11 protein-coding genes and 1 pseudogene are annotated in these 7,604 nt (G+C 37.3%); all 12 read left to right on the top strand.

From position 1 onward, the window contains the following. A pseudogene (locus H8S64_RS21775) lies at positions 1-233 on the top strand (TetR/AcrR family transcriptional regulator); the annotation flags it as partial. Positions 234-328: 95 nt separating this feature from the next. Continuing rightward, positions 329-1,435: a tyrosine-type recombinase/integrase gene (locus H8S64_RS21770; RefSeq protein ID WP_007480249.1), complete on the top strand. Its 1,107-nt coding sequence runs from the start codon at positions 329-331 to the stop codon at positions 1,433-1,435. A 547-nt stretch (positions 1,436-1,982) separates the two neighbouring features. Further along, positions 1,983-2,684 carry a PoNe immunity protein domain-containing protein gene (locus tag H8S64_RS21765; RefSeq protein ID WP_119216435.1) on the top strand — a complete coding sequence of 234 codons (702 nt, stop codon included), beginning with the start codon at positions 1,983-1,985 and terminating at the stop codon, positions 2,682-2,684. A 9-nt stretch (positions 2,685-2,693) separates the two neighbouring features. Then, on the top strand, positions 2,694-3,215 hold the full coding sequence (locus H8S64_RS21760; RefSeq protein WP_007480238.1) for a DUF7691 family protein: 522 nt from the start codon (positions 2,694-2,696) through the stop codon (positions 3,213-3,215). Between the two features lie 91 nt (positions 3,216-3,306). Then, a complete protein-coding gene (locus H8S64_RS21755) occupies positions 3,307-3,900 on the top strand; it encodes a hypothetical protein (RefSeq protein WP_115485218.1) in 594 nt (197 codons plus the stop codon). A gap of 37 nt (positions 3,901-3,937) precedes the next feature. Further along, entirely contained in the window at positions 3,938-4,312 is a 375-nt protein-coding gene (locus tag H8S64_RS21750; protein ID WP_032839693.1) for a hypothetical protein, read from the top strand. Between the two features lie 74 nt (positions 4,313-4,386). After that, on the top strand, positions 4,387-5,043 hold the full coding sequence (locus H8S64_RS21745; RefSeq protein WP_004320632.1) for an Imm44 family immunity protein: 657 nt from the start codon (positions 4,387-4,389) through the stop codon (positions 5,041-5,043). Between the two features lie 45 nt (positions 5,044-5,088). Beyond that, positions 5,089-5,451, top strand: a complete 363-nt coding sequence (locus tag H8S64_RS21740) for a hypothetical protein (RefSeq protein WP_004328536.1) — start codon at positions 5,089-5,091, stop codon at positions 5,449-5,451. 57 nt (positions 5,452-5,508) lie between these two features. After that, on the top strand, positions 5,509-6,063 hold the full coding sequence (locus H8S64_RS21735; protein ID WP_117542726.1) for an imm11 family protein: 555 nt from the start codon (positions 5,509-5,511) through the stop codon (positions 6,061-6,063). 71 nt (positions 6,064-6,134) lie between these two features. Beyond that, positions 6,135-6,713: a hypothetical protein gene (locus H8S64_RS21730; RefSeq protein WP_007482658.1), complete on the top strand. Its 579-nt coding sequence runs from the start codon at positions 6,135-6,137 to the stop codon at positions 6,711-6,713. A gap of 62 nt (positions 6,714-6,775) precedes the next feature. Then, positions 6,776-7,243: a hypothetical protein gene (locus H8S64_RS21725; RefSeq protein ID WP_007482656.1), complete on the top strand. Its 468-nt coding sequence runs from the start codon at positions 6,776-6,778 to the stop codon at positions 7,241-7,243. A gap of 22 nt (positions 7,244-7,265) precedes the next feature. Further along, the coding region (locus H8S64_RS22425; protein WP_222621230.1) for a hypothetical protein at positions 7,266-7,604 on the top strand (339 nt) is incomplete at its 3' end.

Below are 7,604 nucleotides of genomic sequence, written 5' to 3'. Positions count from 1 at the left end.
TCAGGCAGAAAATTGAGAAAATCTACCGACAAGACTATGACCTATGGGAGAAAGTCATACAGAAGGCAAAAGAAAGCGGGGAAATCAGGAGCAACACGGACGTGAAGAAAACGGCTATCTTGTTCCGGCAAATGTTTTTAGGACTGTCATACGAACAAGCATTTCTGAACGGTCTGAACGTGGACGAACTGGCAGAAAATTTTCGCCATATCTATTCGCTGCTTAAAGCCTGATACTCTTTTGTTTTTTTAACCTCTATTATTTTTGAACAGATGTTCAAAAAGTGATATTTTTATCTTATCTTTGGAGCGAAGCAAAATTCAGCGACATGGATAAGGTTCAGAAACAGAGAGGAAGCATCGTTCTGTACAAGGAAGAAAGAAACGGTGCGGACTACATACGGATAGAGTATGTAAACAGTCAGGCTGTCGCCCTGCTGCTCGCCCAAGATACGGACGTGGAAAAGACAGGCAATAGTTCTGCCTACATACCTGCCACCGCTTTTAAACTGCCGGATTTCTATGACCGCTATTCGCCCCACGCCTATATTGATTACAGCCGGGTTTACGTGCGGCATCCCAAACCTAAAAGGGAATACATACTGCCGAGAGGCTACCTCGAACTGCTGGAACAGAAGCGGTACAGCCTTTCCACCATAAAAGCCTATAAAATCTATTTCAGCGACTTCATGGAATACCACAAGGGGCAAGACCTTGACCTGCTGACGGTCGAGGACATAAACAGCTATATGCTCCACATGGTAAAGGAAAAGCACATATCCGCCACCCAGCAGAACATGCGCATCAACGCTATCAAGTTCTATTACGAGAAAGTCCGGAAAGGCAAGCGGCAATATTATGGCGGGATAGCCCGTGCAAAAGAGTACAAGGCATTGCCCGAAGTATTAAGCCGGGAAGAAATGAAAAGCATCTTTGCACAGTTATCCAATCGGAAACACAGGTGCATGATTTCTCTTATTTACTCTGCCGGACTACGCCGAAGCGAACTTCTGAACCTGACACCCCAAGACATCATCAGCGAACGGATGCTAATCAGGATTGCCGGAAAAGGCAAGAAGTGCAGGTATTCCCTACTGTCGGAAAAGCTGCTCAACGAACTAAGGGCTTACTACCGGGAATACAGACCGCAAAAATGGCTTTTTGAGGGCGAACAGGCAGGCGAACAATACTCGCCCAGCGCATTGGTTAAGATATTGAAAGAAGCGGCAAGGAAAGCCGGAATAAAGCATCGGGTACACCTGCACATGCTCCGGCACACGTTCGCCACCCACCTGCTGGAACAAGGGACAGACCTAAGAACCATACAGGAACTTATGGGACATACCGATATAAAAACAACGGCAATTTATCTGCACGTATCGAACGCCTATAAAGCAAAAATCCCCAATCCGCTGGATTGTTTGGATGATGATTAGACAATGATTTAATAGTGAATAGGAACTACACCATAAGGTGCGTTTATCGAAAAATTAGCTGTAAAATAAACAAAGAATATGAAACAGAAAAAATATATAATCAAATTGTTGCTGAAAACATGGTTGGGTATATTATGCTTCAGTTTGTTATGTACCTTTTGTGCTGTATGGTTATTGTTTCAAAATACAAAACAGTCATCATATGATAATATAAACATTGCTTATGAAGGGATATTATTAACTTGGGCTATAATTGGAGTAATAATGTTTTCAGCTGGGACAATCACATTGTTTATGAACTACTTCCCGGTAATCAGATATAATAATATATATCGCTTTTTGTCATTTTTTCTTGTACCTATGTTGCTTATTTTATGGTGTGGTACAGAAATACTTTGTTTGTGGACTGTTGCAATACCATTTCTAGTCTGTTTATCTGGTGCATATCTATTGTTCCGAAACAAAATAAAGAATACAGCTAACAACGCAGGATAACGGACAAGCTGTTCCCTGCTGAACCATTAACATCAAAAAGCAGTGTACCATAATGGAAACAAGAGATAAACTTTTTACAGAAGAACAGTATTTGAAGCAACTGAAAATGTATGATGAAGATATTAGTTATTATGAGCAAATGCATCTTTCAGGAAAACATATAGGTTACGATTCTTTGTTCAATTATAGGCTTCGTTATTTATTAGTACAGTATTCTATGGGACAGGATATTGATAAGCTGAAAAACAATTATGTGAAAGCCCTCAAAACAATACCGAGATTTTGGACGGACAACGGATTTTATATTGAAATGTTGTGGCTTCTGTCAATAGGCATTATGTTGGATTACGAAGACGACCTTATACATGGTCTGGTGCAACTGATAAAAGACACAGAAGCTAAAGACTATATTTATGATACATTGATTAGATACAGATTTCCTGATTGGAAAAGGACAACAAACCAAGTATTATATCCGTCACCCTATCGAATTGCTATCACTGTTACAGAGTTGGCTGAACAAGACAAAGCAGAAGCGGTGAAACGATTGGAAAAATACCTCAAAAAAGAATGGTATCGAGGACATTCTGATTTATCTTGGCATGACGACCATAAATATGGTATCAACCATGACGGTTATTGGTGTTTTGAAAGCGGTGCATTGGTCAAGGTCTTGGGGCTGGATGATAGCAGCCTGAAAGGGTTGCCCTACTATCCATACGACATGGTACACTGGAATGACAATATTAAATGAAGAAAAGGTATGAGTTACTCTGTTTGTGCATATTTGACAGAAGCCGATAAGGTAAAGTCTGTTTATGGAACTTGTGATAATCAGCTTATAAACCAATTAAAGGTTGCGTTGAAGCAGGAACTTGACACTCTGAACGATTATTTCAGCGATAGCCTGAACACGGATAAAGATGCTTATGCAGCGTTGGCAGATATAGTGAACGGAGAAATCCGTTATCCCGAAATTGCTTTCATGTACGGGTATGTATATGAAAAGATTTGCAACCATTATGGAACGCAAATCTACTGTGCGGAAAACCTTTGGCAATTGGATAGCCAAAGTACATTCATCCCTATTCCATTGAGCAGTGATTTTCCCTATATCATCAGCATACCCGTTTCAGATTTGGAGAGCAAGCGGACGGAATACACCTCACTACAAGAGGGTAACGGTATCGGAGATTATGATTACGAGCAGGAAATGGACGACTTGAATTTCATTTTCGATGAAGCCGTTGAAGCGCAAAAAGACCTTGTTATTATGGTGTATTGATATGGTACACTGGAATGAGAATAAAATATGATGTTAACGAAGCAGGATAACGGACAAGCCGTTCCCTGCTAAACCATTAGATATAATAGGCATGAGAATATTTGTATTATATTGCTTGTTCTTTTTCCCACTTAGCTATGTTATAGCAAAAAACGGCTATGTGGAACAAAATTCAGCAAAGTATCATTCTTTGACTGAAAAAGACACCCTTTATATAGAAACAGAAAAAACAGAATTTGAAATTCTATATAGGCTATGTTTTAACCAGCAAGGTAAAAAGAATGTTGTTTTTGAATTGAAAGCGGTAGATGATAGTAGTATTGACTTCGTGCAAAGCTATACAATCAATGGAGTAAAAAAGTTTGATTATTTTGCCGTGTATGATAATGTGGCAGACGGAAACCGTTTCTTATTCTTTGACTATGAAAATCAAATTGCTTACATAACGCCTACATGTTTTTCCGGTTTCTATCCGATATACAGTTCTGTGGACTTTTCAAAATTGGAAGTCTTATTACGAAATGAACACTCCCATTTGAAACAGCTAAACGACACGTTAAGTGTTGATAGTAACGTGGCTTATGTACCATTTAACTGTAATAATCGAATTATAAAGGCAACTTTTGTTCAATATCCCCAAGCGGGAAAGGGCAATAAATATCTAACAACGAAAGATAGCATCTAACGATGCTCCTTTCTAACCATTAATGGTAATAAGGTATATGATAGACTATTTATATTATAGGTTTTATAGATTATGGCTTCATTCTTCTGTATCGGAAGGAGCCACATTTTTGGCAATGCTTTTGTTTTCAGTCATGTTAAGTACAAATGTATTAACCGCATGGGGTATATTAACCCAATACGGAATCATTGATTATCCGTCCGATACTCAATACTATATCATTGAAGGCAGTTTAATAGCATTGCTGTGTGGCAGATTTTTCTTCAAGAAAAGGTACAGAAGAATTATAACCAAGTATGAGGATGAAAACTCTGTGCAACGTAAAGCTGGAGTGTGGGCACTTACTGTATATATAGTGGCAACCTTTATTTGCTTTTTCATAGAGGCATTGCACAGACAAGGAAAAATATAATTTACCATTAACGAAGCAGGATAACGGACAAGCCGTTCCCTGCTGAACCATTAGCAACAATATAATCAACAAATATGGAACGAATAAGAATAACATCGGATTCTCCGGGATATATCAAGGTTTCGGACATAGGCAAGGATTTGAGAAATTTTTCGAGAATAATAGAAACGAAATATAGTGAAATAGACTTTGATTTCTTATTTTGTTTTAGGGCATTATATTCCACTGTAGGTATTAGGTCGAAAGTGAGATATGAAAAAGATGTTAATATGTTGGGTATGGATTTAATAATGTCACTAGATGAATTTAATCCGTACAAAGAGAATGTATCTATGCAGCGGAGAATAATGGGGAAACACTTCTTCCCATTTTTCTCTGCTAACATACATAAATACATATATAAACTTCCCGTTCTCAAATCAGTAGAAAAAGAATTAGTAGAGGATATGCGCTTATTCCTTGTCGAAAACTTATGGCTACCAAACGAAAACGGACAATATAGACTATCTGTAATAGAAACTTCGTCTTATGAACATTGCATAAAGTTGTTTGGCAATCCGAAAGAGAAAAAATTTGCAGACAATGAACAAGGTATAAAAGTTCAAGATATAACTTGGATAATAGACGATGTTAAAAGCGAATTGTCTGCAACATATTTGTTGATTGATAAAAAATGGCAATTACAAAAATATCAGGTGAGAATTAAAGAGGTTGCTAACAACGCAGGATAACGGCAAGCCGTTCCCTGCTGAACCATTAGCAATAAAATTTGAAATATGGATAAAGACGAGATAATATCAAAATTAGGATGGTTTACTCAAATGAAGTCTATACCACCCTTAACTGATAAATTCAAAACAGAGCAAATTATCTTTTTTGAAAATATCATCCATTTCTTACAAGATAATGGATTGACAACTAAAGAAATACTAAAAAAAGGAGAAAAGCCTACAGATAATACTGAAATAAAAATTGGAGATTTAACGGAAGAGGGATTAAAGTTTTATCTGTATGGCATTAGAAAATGGCGACAAAAATACGATAGAGCAAAAGACGGGATTAAAGCAATCAATGACTTTGCTTTTATTGAAAAGAAATTAAAAGAATTTAGAAGTAAAAATATTGCTAACAAAGCGTGATAACGCCTAACTGCGTTCCCCGCTTAGCCATTATCAGTAATTAAATAGTGTAACATTATGAATATATATGAAATTGGACAAGACTTTGATAATTACAAGTTCTTTGTATTCAAGGAAGATGATGAGTCAAATAAAGGCGTTTGGGATTATAATGGTCAATCACTTATTAATGAGTGGAAAGGGCTTAGTCTGGAACTGTTTAGAGATAAAAGGAAAAAGAAAGACAAACGAAGTGAGGAGTTTGATGCATCTTGTTATTTTTCCGGTTGTCTGATAGTAAATAAAAGAACTTCCTTATTACTCTCTGAAAAGCTGAAAGGGCAAATAGAAGTTTTACCTGTCAATGTGGACGGGAACGCTTCAGGTTATTATTTTATAAATGTATTGAATACAGTCGATGCCTTAAATATAGAGTCCAAGAGCAATGAAGAAATCTTGAAGATGATGAGGGATAATAATGGTATTTTCAATAAAGGAAATATCGGTTCATATATCATATTTCGGGATAGTCTGTTTAATAACAATTATTATTGCACAGATGAATTTGTAGATTTTGTGAAGCAAAATTCAATCACAGGATTAAAATTTACATGTGCAGGTATCGCAAAATAAATCACTGATAACAAGCCAAGTTAGCTGCTAAACGCAGCTCCTTGTCAAACCATTAGCTGTAATTATATGACATGAAAATCTATGAGAATAAAATATTGAGAATACTTGGATTTATTTTTATTTGGATTTATGTATTCGGTGTGGGCATTTGTTTTGCCGGAAGGTGGTATGCCATTGGAATACCGGGAGTGGTTTTATTGCTTGTATGGTTAAATCACAATCTTATAGGTGCTGCTATTCGTAGATATAGAGCAAGGCAGGCAATCAAACAGATAAAAAAGCATGGAACACGATTATCGGTTGATTTAAGCCAATGTAAAGTCAGTGCGCAGAAATGGAGTAGCAAGAAGTCAAGGATGCAAGAGCCAGTCTTTAAGGTATTCAATTCATGGGAAACCCAGTTTTGGAATGGTGTTAGCGGCTCTTTGTTTCCTGACATTTATCATAGTGAACAAGTAGTGTCCACTGCAATATGCACCGTGACGTACACCACCCCATACAAAGGAAAGACAAAAACATTTCGCAGTGATGCAATTTTGAAGGAAAAAGTTTCATTGGAAATGCTATTGCAATATTATGGAGTGGCAACGATTTACATAAATCCGAAGAATGACAATCAATATTATTTTGATTTGGATTTTCTAAAATAGATACAGCTAACAACGCAGGATAACGGACAAGCCGTTCCCTGCTAACCATTAACAATAGTGCGATGAATAAAACTGTTCAATCCATAATAGCATTGACAGCTTTCAGTGCTTTGCTGATAGCCATAACATTATTTTGTGGTGGCTTAGGCTTTGGTCGTCTGTTCGGAATATATGGCATTATGGAATATTGTCTTTTGGGTATGCTTGTAATAATAGATATACTGGTAATCTACAAGGTCTATAAACTATATGCAATGCAGCCTAAAACCATAATGTTATTGTTGGGTTTGGAATGTTGCTCTATCCTTTTGTGGCTTGCCTTTATCTGTATAGACCAAAGTTTATTGGATTGGCAAATTACAAACTTCATATTGCAAGCTGTTTGTTTAGACGGCTTCACGGGAGATGAACGAGGATTGAATATGCTTGCAGTCTTATGTGGCATTGTTTATCCCCTTATTGGGATTGGGTGTTTATTCACCGGATTGGGATTTGTAAATAAGTTAGTAACAACGAAAGATAGCATCTGACGGCGTTCCTTTCCAAGCCATTATGAATAAAGGAATAAAAAATACAGATAACTATTTTGAACGAGTGAAGCAACGTGCAAACCGGACGAATTACAGATACTATTTTTTTGACTACCTATATTTCAAGGGAGAGGTTTGGGGCAAGAAGATAGGGCGGATGTCAGGTTTTATACTGCTGTTTTGGTATTGGTGGTGGGTAGTAGTTCTGCCCGGCAACTTTCTCCTGATTAACAGTGTACCGGAATGGTCGTCCTTACATCTTGGCTATTTAGGTGCAATGTTTTTGCTTATTTGTGTATTTATTCTTGCACGATACAGGAAAGCCCGTGTACAGGCATTGTTGAACCGCTACCGCCGCTCT

Origin of the sequence: Butyricimonas hominis, from assembly GCF_014287455.1 — a bacterium.
In the GTDB taxonomy this organism is placed as follows: Bacteria; Bacteroidota; Bacteroidia; order Bacteroidales; family Marinifilaceae; genus Butyricimonas; species Butyricimonas muris.
The sequence above is the reverse complement of the archived record's forward strand: the minus strand, read 5'-3'. Positions and strand labels throughout refer to the sequence as shown.